The organism is Congregibacter sp., from assembly GCF_965660375.1.
Lineage (GTDB): Bacteria > Pseudomonadota > Gammaproteobacteria > Pseudomonadales > Halieaceae > Congregibacter.
In genome coordinates, this window is the sequence record NZ_CBFHZO010000032.1 from 54,903 (window position 1) to 72,630 (window position 17,728).

The 17,728-nt window shown below is 56.8% G+C and carries 15 protein-coding genes; 9 read left to right on the forward strand and 6 right to left on the reverse strand.

Features of this window, described 5'->3' with window-relative positions; genetic code table 11:
- Positions 1 to 121: 121 nt before the first annotated feature.
- On the forward strand, positions 122 to 844 hold the full coding sequence (locus ACTG3T_RS02935) for a TetR/AcrR family transcriptional regulator (RefSeq protein WP_439100774.1): 723 nt from the start codon (positions 122 to 124) through the stop codon (positions 842 to 844).
- A gap of 13 nt (positions 845 to 857) precedes the next feature.
- Here the strand turns inward: ACTG3T_RS02935 and ACTG3T_RS02940 are convergent, their stop codons facing one another.
- From ACTG3T_RS02940 to ACTG3T_RS02950, 3 genes are read right to left on the reverse strand one after another with little or no spacing between them, the layout of a single operon-like run.
- Positions 858 to 1,205: a hypothetical protein gene (locus ACTG3T_RS02940; protein WP_439100775.1), complete on the reverse strand. Its 348-nt coding sequence runs from the start codon at positions 1,203 to 1,205 to the stop codon at positions 858 to 860.
- A gap of 10 nt (positions 1,206 to 1,215) precedes the next feature.
- A complete protein-coding gene (locus ACTG3T_RS02945; RefSeq protein ID WP_439100776.1) occupies positions 1,216 to 2,718 on the reverse strand; it encodes a WS/DGAT/MGAT family O-acyltransferase in 1,503 nt (500 codons plus the stop codon).
- A 55-nt stretch (positions 2,719 to 2,773) separates the two neighbouring features.
- Positions 2,774 to 5,083, reverse strand: a complete 2,310-nt coding sequence (locus tag ACTG3T_RS02950) for a glycerol-3-phosphate 1-O-acyltransferase (RefSeq protein ID WP_439100777.1) — start codon at positions 5,081 to 5,083, stop codon at positions 2,774 to 2,776.
- A 181-nt stretch (positions 5,084 to 5,264) separates the two neighbouring features.
- Here ACTG3T_RS02950 and ACTG3T_RS02955 point away from each other — a divergent pair, with 181 nt between their 5' ends.
- On the forward strand, positions 5,265 to 5,789 hold the full coding sequence (locus ACTG3T_RS02955) for a retropepsin-like aspartic protease family protein (RefSeq protein ID WP_439100778.1): 525 nt from the start codon (positions 5,265 to 5,267) through the stop codon (positions 5,787 to 5,789).
- Between the two features lie 52 nt (positions 5,790 to 5,841).
- Here the strand turns inward: ACTG3T_RS02955 and ACTG3T_RS02960 are convergent, their stop codons facing one another.
- A complete protein-coding gene (locus ACTG3T_RS02960) occupies positions 5,842 to 6,162 on the reverse strand; it encodes a DUF6482 family protein (RefSeq protein WP_439100779.1) in 321 nt (106 codons plus the stop codon).
- Between the two features lie 231 nt (positions 6,163 to 6,393).
- Between ACTG3T_RS02960 and ACTG3T_RS02965 the strand changes: the two genes are divergently transcribed.
- Together ACTG3T_RS02965 and ACTG3T_RS02970 are read left to right on the forward strand one after the other, a co-directional pair.
- Positions 6,394 to 7,383, forward strand: coding sequence for a GIY-YIG nuclease family protein (locus ACTG3T_RS02965; protein ID WP_439100780.1), 990 nt, complete (start codon positions 6,394 to 6,396; stop codon positions 7,381 to 7,383).
- On the forward strand, positions 7,380 to 8,846 hold the full coding sequence (locus ACTG3T_RS02970; RefSeq protein ID WP_439100781.1) for an FAD-binding domain-containing protein: 1,467 nt from the start codon (positions 7,380 to 7,382) through the stop codon (positions 8,844 to 8,846). Before ACTG3T_RS02965 ends, ACTG3T_RS02970 begins: the two co-directional genes overlap by 4 nt.
- On the opposite strand, the gene ACTG3T_RS02975 is transcribed toward ACTG3T_RS02970, so the two are convergent.
- Positions 8,839 to 9,852: a DUF3667 domain-containing protein gene (locus ACTG3T_RS02975; protein WP_439100782.1), complete on the reverse strand. Its 1,014-nt coding sequence runs from the start codon at positions 9,850 to 9,852 to the stop codon at positions 8,839 to 8,841. The two genes, ACTG3T_RS02970 and ACTG3T_RS02975, sit on opposite strands and share 8 nt — an antisense overlap.
- 59 nt (positions 9,853 to 9,911) lie before the next feature.
- Positions 9,912 to 10,613 carry a sugar transferase gene (locus ACTG3T_RS02980; protein ID WP_439100783.1) on the reverse strand — a complete coding sequence of 234 codons (702 nt, stop codon included), beginning with the start codon at positions 10,611 to 10,613 and terminating at the stop codon, positions 9,912 to 9,914.
- A gap of 327 nt (positions 10,614 to 10,940) precedes the next feature.
- Between ACTG3T_RS02980 and ACTG3T_RS02985 the strand changes: the two genes are divergently transcribed.
- The 5 genes from ACTG3T_RS02985 (at position 10,941) to ACTG3T_RS03005 (ending at position 17,723) form a co-directional block, all read left to right on the forward strand.
- Positions 10,941 to 11,744, forward strand: a complete 804-nt coding sequence (locus tag ACTG3T_RS02985; protein ID WP_439100784.1) for a DUF6492 family protein — start codon at positions 10,941 to 10,943, stop codon at positions 11,742 to 11,744.
- A 233-nt stretch (positions 11,745 to 11,977) separates the two neighbouring features.
- Positions 11,978 to 13,573: a WecB/TagA/CpsF family glycosyltransferase gene (locus ACTG3T_RS02990; protein WP_439100785.1), complete on the forward strand. Its 1,596-nt coding sequence runs from the start codon at positions 11,978 to 11,980 to the stop codon at positions 13,571 to 13,573.
- A 140-nt stretch (positions 13,574 to 13,713) separates the two neighbouring features.
- Complete coding sequence (locus ACTG3T_RS02995; protein ID WP_439100786.1) at positions 13,714 to 15,135, forward strand: sigma-54-dependent transcriptional regulator; 1,422 nt, start codon at positions 13,714 to 13,716, stop codon at positions 15,133 to 15,135.
- Positions 15,136 to 15,156: 21 nt separating this feature from the next.
- Complete coding sequence (locus ACTG3T_RS03000; RefSeq protein ID WP_439100787.1) at positions 15,157 to 15,711, forward strand: heme NO-binding domain-containing protein; 555 nt, start codon at positions 15,157 to 15,159, stop codon at positions 15,709 to 15,711.
- Positions 15,708 to 17,723: a response regulator gene (locus ACTG3T_RS03005; protein WP_439100788.1), complete on the forward strand. Its 2,016-nt coding sequence runs from the start codon at positions 15,708 to 15,710 to the stop codon at positions 17,721 to 17,723. The genes ACTG3T_RS03000 and ACTG3T_RS03005 overlap by 4 nt, the downstream gene beginning before the upstream one ends.
- Positions 17,724 to 17,728 lie beyond the last annotated feature (5 nt).

Below are 17,728 nucleotides of genomic sequence, written 5' to 3' on the forward strand. Positions count from 1 at the left end.
ATTGTCTACCCCTGCGAGACCAGAGAAGAATAATTATGCAACACTCAACAATTATCAAGTGTTGCTCAATATTTCATTTCACGGCTTATAATGCGGTCTGTGAGAAACCGCTGGAAAAACCATGACTGATACTGCCCGAAAACGATCCCGGGAACGCCTTGAGGAGCGGGAGCGCGTCATCCTTGATGCAGCTACCAGGCTCTTTGCCACCGCGGGGTTTCACGCCACGTCCACACGCAAGATCGCCTCGGCGGCCGGTGTGTCTGAAGGTACGGTATTTCACTACTTCGGCAGCAAGAATGAGCTGATGCTGGGCATTCTGGACCGCTTCTACAACGAGGTGCTCAACCCAAAGGCGGCGGAGGTACTGGATACCGTGATGGATACCCGGGGGCGTCTGCGCGCCCTCGCCCTGCACCATGTTTCATCCCTGGCGGCAGACAGTGCCCTGATGATGCGTCTCCTCCAGGTTTACGTCGGTGTGGATCTGGAGTTTCTGGGACAGAGCGAACAATCACCGCTGCGCAGCCTCAATCGCGACTATGTAGGGCACCTCGACCGCGCTGTCCGCGAAGGTATGGAGCGCGGCGACCTGCGCGACAATCTGCAAATACGTCCCCTTCGTGATCTGTTCTTTGGCACCCTGGAATATGGCCTGCGCACGCATATGTACCACCGCGGCACCGAAGGCCTCGCTGACTACGTGGACACCCTTCTGGATCCCTTGTGGGAAGGGCTGCGGGAGACGGATCAAAAAGGCAGCGACGCAACGCTAATCGCGGAGCGTTTAGAGGCGGTAAGCCTGCGCCTGGAGCGCAGCGCCGAGGCTCTGGAGGGGCGTTAGCCCGAAGAAAAACTCAGCGAGGTTCCACCAGTAAAAACAGGGACTCCGCCGCGACGCTCTGGGTACCATACACCTTGGTCCCCCGCGGTTGTTCCTGCACCTGAGTCCAGAAAAATCCGCCGCTGGCCTGAAGCTGGTAGTCCCGGCCGCTGGCCCGGGCAAAGCTGACGCGACTGCCGGACATGACCGTTAAGGTGAGATTACTGTTATCCCGGGTTGTGACGATCCCACTGGTCGGCGGCTGATTCGCCAGAGTGAGAAAGAGGTTCTGGGCACTGACAACCCCAGACAGGCAGAGGGCGAGCAGACCAACCCACAGACTTTTGTTCATCGCTGGAAACTTCCATCGCTTTGCGGTCATAGCCTTTCTCCTATGAGGAACGGGTCTTTTTTCTGGTCGCAGGCTGCTTCCGGTGGGCGGTTTTAGCCCGCGGTTTTCGTGCCGATTTTTTATCGGCGGGCAGCAAAGCCAGCAGTTCTGTTACCGAGGCCTCGAGGCAATCCATAAAGAATTCGATATCAGGCAGGAGCTCCCGTGTGGAAATCACGTTGAAACTCATCTGTCCGTCATAGCTGGGAGTGCCGATAAACAAACCCATGCCATCGGCAAGGGGCGCCATGCCCACGCTGCGTACCATGCGCGCACCGTTCATATACATGGGAATCTGCGGCCCGGGCACGTTGGAGATAAATAGATTGCACATGCGCGCCGCCGCGCCGCTACGCAACAGCAGCCGGCTGGCCAGAACCTGGGTTGCCGCCGGCACATGACGCGTGACATCCGTCATGAGACGCGCAGAAATACCGGATCGCGCTTCTTTACTTGTCTGCGTGGATTTATGAATCCGCTGGAGACGCTTGAGGGGGTCTTCCTCATCGGTAAAAATCGGGGTGGTCATTGCCGAGATATTGTTGCCGGGCAGGTCCTTGCCGTCGGCACCTCGCGGGCGGGCATTGATCGGCACCCAGGCCACGACAGAGTCCTCCGGCAACTCACCGTGATGGGCCAGGTAGCGACGCAGTCCACCGGCACAAATTGCCAGCACCACATCGTTGATGGTGACGCCTGGCGTCAATTGACGGATACGCTTTAGGTCCTCCAGGGGCACTATGCGGGCATCAAACATCTTGTGCGGCGAGAGATCCACGTTAAAGCGCGTGGGGGGTACCGGATGTTTCTCACCGTCATCCCGTTTTGCTATCGAGTCCTGAGCCGCCTGCACCAGACCTGGCGCCGCCCGCATCACCGTTTCTGCAATGCGCAGGGGCGAACGGAGATTGTTCTTGAAGGCTCGGGAAATAAGCGCCGGCATGGCGGGGATTTCTCCTGAACCCACCTCCACAGTTTCCAGGGGCACCAGGGGGGTGCCCTGATTGTCACCGTCGGCCATACTGGCAAAAAACTTCATGAGTGAAGAACCATCCACCGCTGCATGATGAATCTTGGTGGCAATGGCGTAACAGCCCCGGGGCAAACCATCGACGTGATCAAGCCCCTCCACCACAAAAATCTCCCAGGGCGGACGGTTCATATCCAGAGGCCGGCTGTGATAGCGCGCCATGTGAATACAAAACTGCCGCCAGTCTCCGGGTTCCGGCAAACGCCCGTGCTGCATGTGATACTCAAGATCAAAGTACTCATCTTCGACCCAGTAGGGATAGTCTATCTCCAGGGGAAGACGCATAAGGCGACGAAAGAAGACCGGGTTGTACGCCAGGCGCTCGCGCACATGAGCAATGATGTCGGTAAAACGTACCGTCTTTCCGCCAGGCACGGTCGAGGGGTCATAGATCGCTACGCTGGTGACATGGGTAAGGTTGTGCTCGGTCTCGGCATAGAGAAATTGAGCATCCTGGGGATTAAGCTGATGCATGTATCAAGACCCTGGTTTTGTCGTTAAAAGTCAGGCAGCGCACATGGGCCAAAAATCAGGGCAATGCCGCCGCACGCACCCGCTCTACCCGTCGCTGCAACTCCCGGAAGCTCTGGGCTAACTGCAAACGACGTTCAGCCAGCTCCTCACCTCCGCGGTCGTCCTCAGCTTCCACCAGTTCCAGGTTATCCATGAGCCGAAAGGCATTACTGAAGAGTAGTCGCCCGATGGACGCCTCGGAGCTGATACGGCGCTGAAGATAGGCCTGGCGGCCGTAGGCCAACGATTTCTGCACACAGTCTTTTTCTGTAAGGGTGTCTCCGAGGGTTTGCCGCGCCAACACGTCGGCCACTACGCGATAAGCCTCCACGAAGGGCAGCAGCACCGCATGGGCCATGCGGGGCTGCAATCGTGTGAAGATTGCCAGCGCTGCACCGGGCTCATCCAGTGCCGCTTCCCAGGCAGGCTGATAGCGCGACAATTCCCCATTCACGTCGCGGCGGAATTCTTCCTTCGGTGCATAGAAAAATTCAAACTTGAAGTAATCGCGAAGACGCTCCGCCTCTTCCCAGAATGCCTCGCCGCCGGTTTGTTCCTGCTGCGCCATATTGACCAGCGTGAGCTCAATGATGGATTTATTCAGGAAGTAATGAATCACCATATTGCGGTAATAGCTGGCCACCACATGCCGCTCTGCGGCGATGGTGTAGACCTGCTCGGGGCCATCGTCGTAGCGGGTGAGCAAACCGCTGGCAATCATCTTGTCCGTAAGATCCGACACCTGCGCAGGGTCCTGCTCATCCAGATCCCGCGTGAGCGTGATGTGCCGTTTACGGGCCCAATCGGTGAGACCGATAACCTCGGAGCGCAGCTCGTCCGCGGTGAGTGCCCGCGGGGCGGAACCAAGAAGCACCATGGAGATCAGTGAAGGCAGGGTGATAGGCGAGACCTTGTTCACCGCCACGCCGACGGCAAAGGCCACGCGCTGCAGCTCCCGGGGGTCTTCGGGCGATGGCGCCTTGGGCAGTACCACTGGCTCGCCAAAATCAAAATAAATCTTGCCCATGGGCTGACGGAGGCCGCGGAGGTAGCCGATGAACCAGCTGAGGCTCTCCGGTCGCTTGGTGGCGCCGGACTCCAGGGCCGCGTAGTCCTTCACATCGCCGATCATGTCGTAGCTGATGGAGATGGGAATGATGTGGAGGTTTTCCGCGCCGGTGGCATGGGCGGAATCCATGACGTATTTCAGCAGACCGTAGCGCGGCGGCATAAGCTTGCCCACGCGGGATCGGGTTCCCTCAAAAGCCCAGGACAGGGGAAACCGCTTTTCCATCAGATACCCGATGTACTGGCGCAACACTGCCTTGTAGAGCAGATCGTCCTGAAAGCTACGCCGAATAAAGATGGCGCCGGCGCGTCGGGCCACGAAACCGAGACCGGCGAAGGCCATGTTCACGCCGCCCAGAATATGCGGTGCGGGAAAGTCATTATCAGCGCACATGGCGTTGACGGCGAAGCCATCCACGTGGGTTTTGTGGGTCCACAGCAGCGCCGTGGGATATTCCCGGGACCACTGGCGAACGCGTTCCAGACCTTCCTTGTCGATAACCACATCGGCGTCATAGCCCAGACGCATGACCCAGTGATTGAGCTGCGCCATGACATCAAGCCAGAAGGGCTGAGGCTTCGAGATCAGCTCCTTCATGATCTCCGCGGATTCTTCCAGCAGGTCTTCCATGCTGCGGCCGGTTTCAGCGGACACCAGCTCCAGAGCTCCGCGGAATTTAGCGCTGGCCAGCAGCGTATCCGCAACGCGCAGGGGCACCTTGTAGCGACTTCCCTGGAGGCGACGCTCGGCAACATCCAGCGCCAGCCCCGCCTGTCCCGCTACGAAGGACGCCAGCTCATCAGTACTGACCTCGCCCCCCTGAAGCTCCTCGAGACGATGCCGCAGTTGGTCGATGGTCGCCGGCTCCCCAGCGATGCACACCACGCGCTCCGGGTGCTGTCGCAAAATACGGCGGGCACGAAAGGGACCGGGACGCCGAGGGTTACCGAAGAGCAAATCTCTGGGCCGGGGCCTGGTGTTCTTTTCCTGCAGCGAAGTCCGCCACACCACGCGCAGCGGCAGCACCATGGTGTCGCCGGGCATGTCCAGTAGGGGCCGCAGATTCTGAGTCGCCGGATTCTCACGATCGCGCACCATGGGCAGCACACACTCGTGCACCTCGGCGCTGATTGCATGCTTGCTGATGGAATTGTGAAGAAACGCCTCCAGCTCGCTCTGCTCAAGACTGTGCGCGACATCAAGCACCGCAATGACTTGCTGGCTTGCTTTGAGGTTCTGCCAGGGCTGGCTTGTCATAAAGGGGCCCTTTTATCCACGACTGACGCGGAAAGTTTTTATTATGCGTTATGTCTAGCTTCCTGCTGCTGATCATACCAGCCGTAGAAGAATCACGGTGGCGCAACTATGCTGCCGGAAACTGGTCTATGTTCGATAGACAACGTAACAAGCTAAACCCCCTCAGAGGCAAGCATCGTCAGTGGATGAACCCCAACAGGAACGCCGGCGCATGGGCCGTACCATGCAGGTTTTTGCCTGGCTGGCTGTCATGGCGCTGCTCATGCTGTATTTCGGCGATGTGCTGGAGCGTCAGCGCAACCCCAACCGGAGTGTCGATACCGCGGTAACCGCGGAGGGCGTGCGTGAGGTACAGCTCAAGAGAAATCGCATGGGTCATTACGTCAGCGCCGGCACTATCAACGGTGAAGCGGTGGTCTTTCTCCTCGATACCGGCGCTACCGGTGTTGCGATACCGGCAGCGCTCGCCGAGCGACTGTCACTGCCCAGAGGACGGGCAATCATGACCAACACGGCCAACGGTAATGCGCGCAGCTATCTCACCCGACTGCAGGAAGTGGGCGTAGGTGATATCCGGCTTGAGAATGTAGAAGCGTCCATAACCCCGGGGCTGCAGATGCGCGAAGTGTTGTTAGGTATGAGTTTTCTGAAACACATCGAGTTTACCCAGCGGGGCAACACCCTGACCCTGCGTCAGTACCCCTAGAGGCAGCCACACCACGCGCGTCGCTGAGGACTGAGGGCTTGGAACTGAGAAATCAGTGCTCCCAGATGGGCAGAGCCTCAAAACCCGGCGCCAGGGAAATCTCCATGGCGTTATCCGCCGACGCAAAGGAGTGTCCCACCATCTCGTCGTAGGGGCTCCTTTGCACAAGCACCATATCAATACCGCGAAAATTCGACAGCGCGGACTTCATATCCAGCAGGTTACGCGTTTTCAGGGGTTTACCATCGCTATCGATGATCAAAAAGCGACCTTCGGGCGTGTCCGCGTGGGCGATATACAGGCTGAGGTCCACGGACTCCACCACGATGCGATCAATGGTGCGTGACTTGAGTTCTTTCAGCGTGGCTTTCATGGCGTACTCACTACCCGTTCATGACCTGTCCTTCGGGGCGACAGTGTGCCGCCATTCGCAGGGAAAATGGGCAACAAAACGTCAAAATCTATCGTCCGATCTGCGAGGATACCGACAAAAGATGGACGCTGGCCCCCTGCCTGACTTATGTCTGCGCCTTTTGCGTCACCATTAACCTGTGGACAGCGTAACCAAGGACAGACTTTCCCAAGTACAAGTGAAGAAGAACCCATGCTCATTGACCGACAACAAACCTGTTTTAGCTGCAACGGCGAGGTCCTGCACGCGGCGCCACGCTGTCCGGGCGTTTACCGGTTTTACAGCGACGAGGACACTTTGCTGTACATCGGCAAAAGCATTGATATCGGGACACGCCTCAACAGTCACTTTGCCGACGCGAAGGAACCCGGGCGCCAACAGAGAATGATGTCGGCGGTACACCGCATAGACTGCCAACTCACTGCCGGCGAGGTGGGAGCGCTGCTCATTGAGAATGCGGCCATTAAGGCAGAGACGCCCCTGTACAACCGCCGACAACGGCGCAGCCGGAAGCTCTGGACCCAGCGTCTGCAGGAGGATGTGGAGGGGTTTCTTCAGGTTATTCCCAGCGATTTTTCCCCCGCCGGCGAACGCATAGAATCGGTGTTCGGACTGTTTCGAAACCGCAAGCACATTGACGACTCCCTTCGCAGCCTTGCCCGGGAACACGGTCTCTGTCTGCGCATGCTCGGCGCCGAGCGGGCTCGGGGCCCCTGTTTTGGGCACCAGGTGGGTCGCTGTCACGGTGCCTGTGTCGGCAAGGAGAGTGCCGATGAGCACAACCGCCGTTTACTTCTCGCGCTGGAAAAACAGCGCATTGCCGCCTGGCCCTTCGCCGGACCGGTGCTGCTTCGGGAGGAGCGGGACAAGGACAGCAAATACACCGGGGGATCATCGCCACTCCAGCCAAAGCGGCAGTTTCATCTCATCAACCACTGGTCCTATCTCGGCACCTATGAGCGCCGGGATCGCGCCCGCCAGGCCGCCAAACGCGACAGCGAGCTGATTTTCGACCGCGACAGCTACCGCATTGTCGTTCGCTCTTTGCGCCTGGCCGCCGGCGAGCTTCTCGATGGCATCAGCGGCGAACTCATTAACAATCCCTTTGCTGTAGACCCCCAGCACGCCGACGCGCCGGCGCCCGGGTCCAACGGGAAAAGCGAAGAGCTGCGTCTCGCGTGAACGCCGTGGTCTGGCTCAAGCGGGACCTGCGCCTGCAGGATCACGCGCCACTGGAGGCAGCCGTGGGAAGCGGACTGCCCGTGGTGCTGCTGTACTGCTTTGAGCCGGAGCTGCTCAATGATCCCCACTATGATGAGCGCCACTGGCGATTCGTCTGGGAGTCGCTGTGCGATATGCACAGTCGTCTGGTGGCACAGCCCAAGTCACTGCGAGTTCTTCACGGCGATCCCAGGGAGATTTTTCGAGTGCTGGCGGACGAGGGGCAGGTGCATAGCGTGTACTCCTACGAAGAGACCGGCCTGGAAAAAACCTATGCCCGGGATCGTGACCTTGTCACGCTGTTTAAACAGCGAAACATCCCCTGGACGGAGTTTCCCAGTAACGGCGTGCAGCGGGGGCGCAAAAATCGCAAAGGCTGGAACCGCAAGTGGACGGCGCAAATGTCCGCGCCCTGTTACAAGGTGGACCCGCTCCTGATTCGGGGCATCTTTGCCTGCGAGGATCGTCTCGCCGCCTTTCATCTTCGCGATCTGCCCAAAAGCTGGCGAACCCCGGATAGCCAGTTCCAAGCCGGCGGTGAGAGCAAAGCCTGGGAGACCCTTGAGGATTTTCTGGGGCGACGGGTCCCGGGCTATGCGCGCAACATCTCAAAACCGCTGGCGAGTCGCAGCAGTTGCTCCCGTTTATCAACCTTTCTGGCCTGGGGAAATCTCAGTATCCGACAGGTCTATCAGGCCCTTCGCGCCGCGCAAAAAGAGCGGGGGTCCAGCCGCGCGTTGCAGGCCTTTGAATCGCGACTCCACTGGCACTGCCACTTTATTCAGAAGTTCGAGATGGAATGCCGCATGGAGCACGAAGACATCAACCGCGGTTATCTTCAGCATCCTCGCCGCCACGATAACGCGCTGGTGCAGGCGTGGGCAGAGGGGAACACCGGATACCCGCTAATTGATGCGAGCATGCGTTGTCTTGCCGCCACGGGCTATATCAATTTTCGCTCCCGGGCGATGTTGGTGAGTTTTCTCACCCACCATCTGTGGCAGGACTGGCGGGCTGGCGCTGCGCACCTCGCTTCGCTATTTCTCGATTTTGAGCCGGGCATCCACTTTGCGCAGCTGCAGATGCAAGCCGGCGTAACGGGCATCAACACCATCCGCATCTACAATCCCGTCAAGCAATCGGAAGACCATGACCCCGACGGTGAGTTCATTCGCCAGTGGGTGCCCGAATTGGCCGAGGTGCCAACGCCCATGATTCACCGCCCCTGGGATCTGAGTCCCATGGAGCAGATGATTTACGGTCTGGACAGTAAGCCCTACTGCCCGCCCATCGTTGATGTGAGCGAAACTTATCGGAGCGCCCGGGACCGGCTATGGGCCCTGAAGGACGACCCCTTGGTAAAGCGGGAAAAGGCCCGCATTCTGTCGCGCCATATCGAAAAACGCTACTCAGCTGCTACATAGCGGCCAACACAGCAACGGCGGTGATCGCCATTCCCAGGAACAGCGCAGTCCCATAACTGAGCACCAAAAACAGTGACTTCCCTCCGGCACCGGACCAGCTGCTGTCGTAAGTTCGGCGCAACGCCAACGGCAGATAGATGATCAGGAACATGGCAAATGAACCGTCGACGTGAAACCCCGCCTGCCCGATAAGAGTGGAGAGCAGGTATAGAAGATAAACGAAGGTGTGGTAGTGCAGCGCAAAGACCAGATGCTGCAGGTAGTGAAAAGGCGAGAACAGATAAGCAACCTTTAACAACAATGCGAACAGGGGCAGCATGATAAACATCACTTGAGGGAGGTATTCCAAAAGCTGGCTGATGTAGTCCGCGGGATCGTCACTTACCTGCGCCGCATTGGCTTCTATGCGCGTCTCGATCTCCTCCAGCCATGGAGGGCCGTCGGTCAGAAAATTCACCGTGAAGCCATCGGCGACCTCGCCTTCATCCATTGACTGCTCGATCTGCTTCAGAGCCTGTACGGCCTCTTCGTCGCCAGCTGCCTGCTTTTCCGCCAACTTTTCCTGCAACACTTCGTCTACGGTCTCGGGCACTGCGTCTGCTAATGCGGACTCCAGCTCCTCGGCGGTTACATTGTCTTCCAGACCAAAAGTTACCGACACCCCGTCGGGATCATCGGAAGTAGCGCCGAAGTCCAGAACAAAGTTCGTCATGAAAGAAAGGGTCAGGAACAAAATGAACGAAACGATGATGTACAGCCGAAAAGGCGGCATGTAGCGCATACGCCGCCCGGCATTGAATTCTGCGCTCAAAAACCCCGGACGAAATATCAGGGAAAACAGTGTACGCCAGATCCGCGAATCCAGGGTGAAGACATCACCGAGGATATCCGTGACCGCCTCTTGAAAATGCAGGTCGCCGCGACCTTCTCGCTGACCACAGTGGTGACAGTAGGGGCCATCCAGCGGGGTATCGCAATTGCGGCAGCGGGCGGTCGTTCCCTCCACGCTTGGAGCTCCGAAAGGCTGATATCAATGCCAGTCTAGCAGTAGAGAAGGTTCGCGGCTCAATAAGCGCCGCGGGCAAACAACACCGCCGGCACGGTGGCGAGTAACAAACGTATATCCAGCCACAGGGAACGCTCGCGGATGTAGCGGATATCCAGTTGAACCTGCTCATCAAAAGGTATGTCACTACGACCACTGACCTGCCAGATACAGGTTATCCCCGGCTTCACAGACAAACGTAACCGATCCGCGGCGGTGTACTGCGCCACCTCAGCCGGGACCGGAGGCCGCGGTCCCACCAGGGTCATCTCACCCACCAACACATTCCAAAGCTGGGGAAGTTCGTCGATGGATGCCTTTCGGATAAACCGGCCAACGCGGGTAATACGGGGATCACGCTGCATTTTGAAGGTCGTTCCCCCATCCATCTCGTTTTGAGCCTGCAACTCGGCTTTTCGCGCCTCGGCATCAATGTACATGGAACGGAACTTCCAGCACTGGAAAGGGCGTCCCCGGCGACCAATGCGCGTCTGGGAGAACAGCACCGGTCCTGACGATTCAGATTTCACGGCAATCGCAGTGGCGATTAGCAGCGGAGAGAGCATAAGCAGCGCCAGGGAACTGACGATGAGATCGGTGCTTCGTTTGATAATGGGATACGCGCCGCCATGGGCATCCCGAATCCAACCGGTGTGGCTCCGCGCCGGGTCAAGGAAGCGGGCATTCCCGGCGAGCCCCAAGCCTGTTGATACTACTGCCATTACAAAATGATTAGACGTTGCCACTTACTGTACTGATTTGGGTATGCGATCACTGTGCCAAGTGCGATCGAACCCATAAGCGTCTGTTCTGCCCCCACTAATCAGAGGTTCACGCCGCGCAACATCCCCAGGGTGAAACGCCCATGCGCAAACAGACTTGCATTTTGCAACGCAAACCAGAAAAACTGCTGCGCGCGATGCCGCTGAAGCCCGTCAGAATTACTGCCAATGTATTGTTTTCATTATTATTTTTATAGAGACCATGTCTTGGCGCGTTTCCTGCAAATTTTTCTCATTGTACTAACTGCTAGTGGAGACGACTAACCTATGCATGACGCACAGCGCGACTTTCGAGACATCGGCATGGTGACCTGCACGTATGAGCCTGACTTTGATAGCTGTCGAATTCTTTGCCGCTCAGTAGATCGTTGGGTCAGCGGCGATATCACGCACTGGCTGGTGGTGCCCGCCCGTGACGTTGCGTTGTTCAGGCAACTCTCCAATGGGCGGCGCAGTGTTATTGCCGTTGAGGACGTGGTTCCCGGGTACTTCAGACAGCTCCCTCGCAGCAACCGCTGGTGGTTGAATGATCGTTCGCACCCCGTCCGCGGTTCGATGATGCAGCAACTCACGAAACTATCCGCTAATTTCGCCACCTGTGCCGAAGTCATTGTTTTCGCTGACTCAAAGGTGGAGTTCATGCGGCCTTTTTCGCGGGAAGACGTCGCCAAAGATGGTTTTCTTCGCTTGAACCGAATCGTTGGCGCAAGGCGAAGCATGCATCGCTCAAAAAGCCACCACAATGCGTCCAAGCTGGTCGGCTCAGGACAACATAATCCTAACCACGATTTCACTGGCCCCCTGATTTCCTGGAGGCGCGGCCACCTTGAGGGACTGCAGCGGCATGTCGAGGAGCGCGCCGGCTACCCCTGGCACCAATGTATTATGCGCTCACCGAAAATGTCTGAATACGCCCTTTATGCTGCGTATATTGAGGCCATCATTGGCATCGAAAACAGCGGACATTTTTATTGCGATGACAGCATGTCCCGTTTTTTTGTCCCCAGAACAACAACAAACCGGTTCGCCCCCGAATCAGACTCACTACAGAGTCCCGCCGCCATGGCGTGACAGAGATGCTGCCGCGGATTAATTCCGGTCGGGACCATAGATTGGCGCTCCCAAAATCCGGGCACAGTGCACGTGTGTTCCGCCAGGACCAACGACAGTAATCAGGCTTGTGCGAACCCCGGCATCCCACTCTGGCGCGGCCAAAGGGAGCACGCACCCAGACGTGACTCACTCAGCTATGTACGTTCTCCAACAACCTGCCTGTTACTGAGGAATTCTCTTGAGGAGATGCTATGAGCACTCTTGCCTACCAACCCGATCGTAACTGCTTCAATTCCCTGGGAATTCCAGTGGACAACCTTACCCTCGAAGAAGCTGTGGAGCGCATCATCGCCATGGCAAAGGTAAAGAGCGGGCCGGGGCGTCTGGTGTCTACTCTAAACACGCACTTTCTCGTCAATAGCCTGGGTACCAGCCTGTCACGCCCGAGGCATCCCGAACTACTGGAAACGTTACGAAACTCTGACCTGATCACTGCCGACGGATTTCCCATCGTGTGGCTGAGCCGCTTGCTGGGACGACCTATCAAAGAGCGTGTTTGCGGCTCGGATATAGTACCCGCAGTCGCTGAACGCGCTGCTCAGGAGGGCTTGTCCGTTTTTCTTCTCGGGGGTGCTGCAGGCGTTGCTGAGGAAGCTGGCAGGGTGCTGGAAGCACTCTATCCCGGGCTTTGCATTGCCGGTAGCGCCGCACCTAAGGTGACAACCACCGGAAGCGGGCTCGCTGAGTCGGCTCTGGAGGACCAGGTGCTGCTAGCTAAAATTCATGAGTCAAAAGCTGACATATTATTGGTTGGCTTAGGCAACCCCAAGCAGGAGCTTTGGTTCAATCGTAATCGCAAGGACCTCAGGACGCCGGTGTCGATCGGTGTTGGGGGAACATTTGAATTTGTTACCGGCGCTGTAAAAAGAGCCCCTATAGCCTGGCAAAAAATGAACCTCGAGTGGGCATACCGGACTCTGCAGGACCCGGTACGCCTGGGAAAGCGTTACGGCAAATGCCTCTTGGAGCTCCTTGTTCTGGCCTCTCCAATGATATTGCAACGCGCGAAAGAGGCTCTCCTGCTAAGGAAAGCTAAATGCCCCGGTCTCACTGCACTTCCCTGGCAACTACTTTGGTCCTCCAGACACCAGTCCATAGCTCTTCTGGCGATCCCTCGCAGGCTGGGTGTTCAATACCTTCGCCGGATCAATGATGATCTGGCAGCCGATGTGGATGATGGCAAGCTCAGTATCCTGGATTTCTCCAACGTCAGACACATAGAGCTGAACGCGCAACAGGAACTCTTCAATCTTGCCAGTCTCCTAAGTAGCGAAAAAAACCACATCCAGCTCCTGGGGATAAGGCCGCAGCTCCGCCGACAACTTACTATCGCGCGACTCATGGACCTCCTTGAGCAATACAGCCGCGGCTCCATTGACAGCCTTGCCGGACAGCCCGCTCCCCACACCATTCTTAACTGTCAATCCTACGCATTGGAGAATGCGACCCTTACGCTGCTCGGCGGAAGGGTTAACCGCGCATCTCTTTGTGACCTTGGGTTCGTCGAATGCATGCTTCACAGCATCCGTGACCGACACTGCATCATCGACTTTCGAAGGGTAAACCTGCTGGAAAGCTCCGGAATCGCGGAGCTCATCCCCCTCCTCACATACACAGGTGGGGCGTACTCGACCCTATATTTGAGCGGTGTGAGTGACAGCATCAGGCAGATGCTGCGCATGTCAGAAATCGACTACACCGCTACGGTGATTAGCGACAACGAACTGCTGGGGCTCATCAGCCAGGGGAGCCGCATGGATGCAAAGATCCAGAGCCACAAAATCTGAAGCCCTCGGCGCCTGCACCCAGGCTCTTTTTTCTACCGATATTCTGGCACCGCGTCACAATCTACTCATACCGCGCACCCAATAAAAACCAATAGAGAGATAATGTACGGACCGAATCGAAGATCCGTCGAACTAACGCTATGACAGACGCTTTAAAGCTAATGATTGTTGAGGACAGCCAATCTTTAGCTGCAATCTATAATGGCTACCTTGCAGAAGAGGCGTACCAAATAACCACCGTAGGGTCACTGGGGGTAGCTCACGCGACCCTTGACGCCTTTGCCCCGAACCTGATCCTCCTGGACGTTGAACTACCGGATGGAAACGGTATCGACTTTCTTCACCACGCCATGGCCCTGGCGCAGCCCCCCAAGGTGATTGTTATGACAGCCCACGGCACCTCAGACATGGCCGTAGATGCGATACGTATGGGCGCGTCAGACTTCCTCACCAAACCTTTTGACGCAGCAAGACTGAAGGTGACCCTGGGTAACGCCGCCGCTCAACTTGAGCTTGGAAAAAAGATTGAGGAGCTGTCGAGCAAGCAGCGCAAGGGCTATGCAAGTTTCATTGGCGCCTCTAACGCCATGCAAACGGTCTACCAGACTATCGACTCCCTCGCTCCCAGTGATGCCACAGGATTCATCGTTGGCGAAAGCGGTACCGGCAAGGAGCTTGCCGCAGAGGCCATTCATGCGCACAGCAAACGTGCGGGGAAGGAGTTTGTCGCGATTAATTGCGGAGCCATTCCCGGCGAACTTATGGAAAGCGAGCTATTCGGCCACGTCAAGGGAGCCTTCACCGGCGCCAGCGCAGCGCGCGAGGGTGCTGCAAGCGTTGCTGATGGCGGGACTCTGTTCCTAGACGAAATTTGCGAAATGGATCTCGAGCTGCAGAAAACGCTACTGCGATTTATCCAGACCGGCACTTTCAGAAAGGTCGGTAGCAACACCCTTGAGACCGTTAACGTTCGTTTCCTGTGTGCCACTAATCGCGATCCGCTGGCGGAAGTCCGCGAGGGCCGGTTTCGCGAGGACCTGTTCTACCGGCTGCACGTGGTCCCCGTCCGACTTCCACCCCTTCGCGAACGGGATCGCGACATCCTCATGATCGCCCGCCATTTTCTGGACGTGTACACAAACTGGGCAGAGAAAGACTTCACCCGCTTTTCTTCGGAAGCGGAAGAACAGATGCTCCGCTACGTTTGGCCTGGCAACGTACGCCAAATGCAGAACGTGGTACAACAGGCCGTGGTACTCAACCAGGGCGAACAGATTGAAATAGATATGCTGGCTCTGGATATGCATCAGGGCTTGATCGGAAGCCCTGAGCAGAAGGAAACTGGCACTACGCTTGAGAAGGCCTCCGGCTCCGATTCAGGACAGGGAGAGCTGGCCCGGCGCCGCGCAATTGAACCCCTTTGGATGGTCGAGAAACGCGCAATTGAAGCGGCGGTGACCGCCTGTGATGGCAATATCAATCGCGCAGCGGGCTTGCTGGAAGTCGCTCCGTCAACACTGTATCGCAAGCGCCAGGCGTGGCTGAATGATAGCGATGACTAAATCAACTACGAGGCATAGAACATGTACGGTCTGATTAATAGCTCCCTTCAGGATATGGTCGTGACGCACTTTGGTGAGGAACGGTGGAAAGAGGTGCACAAACACTCGGGCGTGGCAGAGGACTCCTACCTCACGATGCATCGCTATGACGACGAATCTACCTATCAGTTGGTGGGCGCCGCAGCCGAAGTGCTGGAAGCACCGATAGATACCTGTATGGAAATGTTTGGCAAACACTGGGTCGAAGCCATCGCGGCAAAAAACTTCGCGCCACTCATGGAAGCCACGGGTAACGACACGGTTGGTTTCCTGCACAACCTGAACAACCTCCATGATCGGATCGCCAGCACATTCCTCGACTATGTACCCCCGCAATTTCGTGTCGAAGACATCGACAAGAACGCGGGACAGTACTTTGTGCACTATTACTCAGAGCGCAAAGGCCTCACCGCTTTCGTTACCGGTTTGCTGGGGGGGTTGGCTGACCACTTTGGCGATAAGCTTAAGATTGTCGCCGTCTCCGTTGATGACGACGGAGAGGGCACTCACAGCGTATTTGAACTCCACATCCAGTGAAGACGGAACCCAGACTCAACTGGTCGGAGCTCGAAAAACTTTTCACGGCCATTCTGTGCATTAATGATGACGGCGTCATTCTTTACTGCAGCGAGACCCCGCTTCGCTATCTGCCTGAGCTTACTATCGGATCGCAGTTTTTTGATTCCTTCAAGCTCCTTCGCCCCAATGCCGCACGGAGTATCCCCGAACTTCGTGAGCATTTAGCGAACCTGTTTCTTATAAAAAGTCTTGATGAGCGTTTTGCCATGCGCGGTCAGATGGTTGAAACAACCTGGGAAAGAGAACCGGTCCTGTGTTTTTGCGGTGCGCCCTGGATCTATTGGATGAATGCCCACTGCCCCGACGTCAAACTCGATATGGCTGATTTTTCTCCCCAGGACGCGCAGCTCGACCAACTGTTTTTGATGACCACCGAGCAACGCAGAGTCAGTGATCTGGAAAAGCTCAACGCCGAACTCCAGGATGCCAAAAACGAGGCGGAGCTCGCCCAGGCTTCGAAGAGTGCGATGTTTGCGCGCATGAGTCACGAGATGCGTACGCCCCTTAATGGCGTAGTGAGCGCACTCTCGCTGATGGGAGATCGAGAGATGGACGGCCAGTCCCGCGACTTACTCGACCTTGCGAACAGCTCTTCACGCAATCTGCTCTATGTCATAAATTACGTCTTGGACATATCCAAGGTTGAATCCGGCAATGACGTGCTGGAGAGCACGATCTTGGAGCTCCCGCTGGTGCTACGCAGCGTTACGGATATCGTCCGGGCACGCGCTGTGCAAAAAAAACTGGAACTCTCCTGGTCAAAGAGTGCCCTGTTAGGCGACCTTTACCTCGGTGACAAAGCCAAGTTGCATCAGTGTCTCCTCAATCTGATTACCAACGCAGTAAAGTTCACGAACTCCGGCGGTGTCACCGTAAGAGCTCTCCCCTCTGCGCATCCTGATGGATGTCATATCCGTTTCGAAGTGGAGGATACGGGCAGTGGATTTAGTGAGGAGGACAAACAACATATTTTCGAACCCTTCTGGACCGGGGAATCAGACGCTCTTGGTGATGAGATGGGCACGGGTCTCGGTTTGGATCTGGTGCGGCGTTATGTGGAGATTATGAACGGCACCCTGGGAGCGATTTCCCAGCTTGGAAAAGGCTCGCTTTTCTGGCTGGAACTTCCTTTGGAGGTCGCACCCGATGCAAGTGTCATAGAACCCGCGAAGGAGGCCTCTACCGAACAGGTGCCGGTACGCTTTCAGGGCAAAGTGTTGTTGGTGGATGACAATGCGACCAACATGCTGCTAGGCCGCCTGATTCTGGAGTCACTCGGCGTTTCCGTAGAAGAGGCCTGCGATGGTGCAACTGCTGTGGAACGCGCGCTGGGTGAGGATTTTGATCTTGTACTGATGGATCTCAACATGCCTGTGATGGATGGCGTCTCCGCTACCACAAGTATTCGCCGGAAACGCAGTAAAGAGTCATTACCGGTGGTGGCGCTTACCGCCTATGCCAGCAGCGAGGAACGGGAACGTTGCCTGCAGGTGGGCATGAACGACTACCTGACAAAACCCATCGTAAGAAATCGCCTGGCAGAACAACTCAACCGCTGGCTGAAAGCGGACGCGGAAACAGCAGAGGTATGTCAAAGCACCACCGCGGAAACGCCGTCGGGAGCCAATACACTGCAAGATCTCGCTGAAGACGTGTTAAATGACCTTCGGACACAGATTGGCGATAGCAGTCTTGGAACGGTGTTGGATCAGTTTGAAGCCGAAGTGCGGAGTCGCTGGGCACGCTATTCCCAGGCGTTTATTGATCGCGATTCCAAGGCTATGATTCGTGAAGCACATACGCTGACAAGTACTTGCCGCAGCCTCGGTTTGGCAAAAGCCGGTGAGCATTTTGCAGCGCTGGAATCCCAGCTTCGCCACGAGGGCCCCATGCCCGAACACGGGTTAGCAGAATCCGAGGCTCAATTACTCGACGGTCTTCGAGCCCTCTCTGAGTATCGCAATAGCTAGGTAAC

Coding starts and splice junctions, on each gene's coding strand:
- ACTG3T_RS02935 (WP_439100774.1), top strand. CDS start 122: ATGACTGATACTGCCCGAAAACGATCCCGGGAACGCCTTGAGGAGCGG.
- ACTG3T_RS02940 (WP_439100775.1), bottom strand. CDS start 1,205: ATGACCGCAAAGCGATGGAAGTTTCCAGCGATGAACAAAAGTCTGTGG.
- ACTG3T_RS02945 (WP_439100776.1), bottom strand. CDS start 2,718: ATGCATCAGCTTAATCCCCAGGATGCTCAATTTCTCTATGCCGAGACC.
- ACTG3T_RS02950 (WP_439100777.1), bottom strand. CDS start 5,083: ATGACAAGCCAGCCCTGGCAGAACCTCAAAGCAAGCCAGCAAGTCATT.
- ACTG3T_RS02960 (WP_439100779.1), bottom strand. CDS start 6,162: ATGAAAGCCACGCTGAAAGAACTCAAGTCACGCACCATTGATCGCATC.
- ACTG3T_RS02965 (WP_439100780.1), top strand. CDS start 6,394: ATGCTCATTGACCGACAACAAACCTGTTTTAGCTGCAACGGCGAGGTC.
- ACTG3T_RS02980 (WP_439100783.1), bottom strand. CDS start 10,613: ATGGCAGTAGTATCAACAGGCTTGGGGCTCGCCGGGAATGCCCGCTTC.
- ACTG3T_RS02985 (WP_439100784.1), top strand. CDS start 10,941: ATGCATGACGCACAGCGCGACTTTCGAGACATCGGCATGGTGACCTGC.
- ACTG3T_RS02990 (WP_439100785.1), top strand. CDS start 11,978: ATGAGCACTCTTGCCTACCAACCCGATCGTAACTGCTTCAATTCCCTG.
- ACTG3T_RS02995 (WP_439100786.1), top strand. CDS start 13,714: ATGACAGACGCTTTAAAGCTAATGATTGTTGAGGACAGCCAATCTTTA.
- ACTG3T_RS03000 (WP_439100787.1), top strand. CDS start 15,157: ATGTACGGTCTGATTAATAGCTCCCTTCAGGATATGGTCGTGACGCAC.